Origin of the sequence: Holospora undulata HU1, from assembly GCF_000388175.3 — a bacterium.
GTDB lineage: Bacteria > Pseudomonadota > Alphaproteobacteria > Holosporales > Holosporaceae > Holospora > Holospora undulata_A.
The window spans coordinates 1-2075 of sequence record NZ_ARPM03000148.1 but is presented as its reverse complement, the minus strand read 5'-3'; the positions used below and the strand labels follow the sequence as shown (position 1 = coordinate 2075).

Below are 2075 nucleotides of genomic sequence, written 5' to 3'. Positions count from 1 at the left end.
TCCTATCTGCTGCGTTCTTAACGCAACACGTTTTTCTTCTTTCAGAAATCTTTGCATAAGAAACATTATTTAACTTGTAAACAATTTCATTCAGCATGACGTATATAAGCTAAACCAAGCTTTTTCATCTCTCTGTATACCGTCGATCTTGCAATAGTTAATTTGTTCTGCTATTTTTTACTGAATCCTATCGATGATCAGTTGACTGTCCTCCTTCTATCCAACCTCTTACTTGAATTCTTTGTATCATTTAAGCCGACTTTTTTTCTTACGTTCCGCTGGCGCCTTTAACTTATCTAGCGCTCCAGTTTTCAGGTGCTTTACCCAAGACGTCAATGTAGTTCTGGATATATCATATACTTTGGCTACTTTACTGATCCCATATTTTTTAGCTGAGATTACAGCCTGCAGTTCTGCAATTTATCTCCCCCAACAAAACATCTTTTCCAATCTGTTTTAGACTTTGGGGTGCAAATTCAACAGCATAATCTTCTCCGTATCTCTGTTCATTTAGCGATGGGATTTTGTATGATATTTTTGTTTGCGATCATTTCTGATATTCGGGATGGGAGTATGCTTAAATTATTTTTGTTCTGCTTTATCCAAAACGAGCTGCTGCCTTAAAGTTTGAAGAATGTTTTTCATAATTTTTTCTATATCCCAGGTGTTCCCGGATAATTCCTTTAAACTGGTAGTTTTGTAAGTCGCATCTTGAATTTCTGGTGTAGCATTGATATTAACCCCTATGCCTAAAATTCCTCCCCATAAAGAATCGTTTGTATGAAAAATGTTCCCTAAAATTCCAGAAATTTTTTTATTCTGTACAAAAACATCGTTAGGATATTTCAGATAAGCAGAAACGCCACAGTCTTTCAAAACTTTGACCACAGAGCTTGCACCAATTTTTACCAACATAGAAGAATACGACCAATCCGCAGGAATAGAAAATAAAACAGAAAATAAAAGATTACCTTTTGCAGATTTCCAGGGAGTGCCACGTCTTCCATACCCTTTTGTCTGAGCCAAAGCCCGAAAGACAACAAAAGTCTCAGGGACTCCGAAACTTTCATAATAAGAGAAAGCCAAATTCTGAGTAGAATTGACTAAAGGAAAAACAAAATAGATCATAAAACTAATATGCGGGAACGACGGGACTCGAACCCGCGACCTCCGACGTGACAGGCCGGCGCTCTAACCAACTGAGCTACATCCCCCATACTTTCTCTATTATTTCAATTTTTCGATCTGCTGTCAATAGCCTAAGTTGTATCATTAAAGAGGTTCAAAAACTCTTACACTCATTCTTATTTTTTCAAAGTTTTGAAGTTTATGTCTTAATATGTTCTTAGCATGCTTTTTTTATTAAGATAAAATACATCCGATATTCGCTGCAGTTGGAAAATTTTCCTGGACACATTGCGGATTATTCTGAAAATCACATGTTAGCTCTCCTGCTATAGTAATTTAGGTTGAATTAGGTGCAATTTTTTTTGTTAAAATAAAAGGAAAATGATAAAGAGCTACCGTAACGATTTAAGACAAAGGGGAATAGAATATTTAGATGAGGGGGGAACGGGTATATTGAAGCATCGCAAATATTTAAAATAAGTGTATCAGCGATAGGCATGTGGCATAGAAAATGCAGACAAGAAGGCAGTTATTTTCCTAAGAGGCGTGGTGGCTCAGAAAAAAGATTGACTTATAACCTGCATTCATGATTTAGCTGTCCTTCTTAATAGAATCATGGAATGGGCTATCATACTCATGTCATGTTTTCAGCAGTCGCTAGGGCAATTTCATAATCTTTAGATACCCTTTGCAAATGATTTAGCCATGCAAATGTTCTTTCGAAAATCTAACGCGTTGGAAGTATGACCCATCCTTGAGATATACGCTCTGAGATTGCTATAGTTTTATTCAATATATTTCTTACAAATTCCTCCATGGGTTTTCTATATCCAGCATCTGCACAAACTCCCTTTAATGTAGAATAATTTTTGCACCGCTTCCCAAAAAACTCTGCACCCAGCACCTGTGTCATTGGCCTTATGAACCGTGATATGGAGCAGATTGCC

General features: G+C 36.7%; 3 protein-coding genes and 1 tRNA gene. All 4 read right to left on the bottom strand.

Features of this window, described 5'->3' with window-relative positions:
* Positions 1 to 246 precede the first annotated feature (246 nt).
* Positions 247 to 378 carry a hypothetical protein gene (locus tag K737_RS12055; protein ID WP_407636453.1) on the bottom strand — a complete coding sequence of 44 codons (132 nt, stop codon included), beginning with the start codon at positions 376 to 378 and terminating at the stop codon, positions 247 to 249.
* A 204-nt stretch (positions 379 to 582) separates the two neighbouring features.
* Positions 583 to 1128, bottom strand: coding sequence for a biotin--[acetyl-CoA-carboxylase] ligase (locus tag K737_RS08170; RefSeq protein WP_006294803.1), 546 nt, complete (start codon positions 1126 to 1128; stop codon positions 583 to 585).
* Positions 1129 to 1140: 12 nt separating this feature from the next.
* Positions 1141 to 1214 (bottom strand) — tRNA-Asp (locus K737_RS04235).
* A gap of 641 nt (positions 1215 to 1855) precedes the next feature.
* Positions 1856 to 2041, bottom strand: a complete 186-nt coding sequence (locus tag K737_RS08165; protein ID WP_024161457.1) for a hypothetical protein — start codon at positions 2039 to 2041, stop codon at positions 1856 to 1858.
* Between the last annotated feature and the right edge of the window lie 34 nt (positions 2042 to 2075).